Annotated in this window: 1 pseudogene; it reads right to left on the minus strand. The window is 63.5% G+C overall.

Annotated elements, in window-relative coordinates:
* Positions 1-255: pseudogene (locus IB248_RS31295) on the minus strand (integrase); the annotation flags it as partial.

Raw genomic sequence — 255 nt, forward strand, 5'->3', positions numbered from 1 at the left:
GGTAGCAATAGCGCTTATCGGCAAGCATGAACTCGCCTTTGTAATCGGCGCACCACAGGTCGTTGGGCAGCCCAGGATTGGAGAGTGCTGTTCCTTCAGCCCGGTTGCGCCGCCGCCTACCGTGCTTGACCAGGCCGTTGCGGTCGAGGACGGCATGCACGGTTGAGATCGCCGGCGTGTGAACATCCGGATACAGCCGCGCCAGCCGCTCCCTGATCTTCGGTGCGCCCCAGTTGGGCTTGTCCGGCTTGGTCC

The sequence above is a fragment of the Rhizobium sp. RHZ01 genome (assembly GCF_014851595.1).
Lineage (GTDB): Bacteria > Pseudomonadota > Alphaproteobacteria > Rhizobiales > Rhizobiaceae > Rhizobium > Rhizobium altiplani.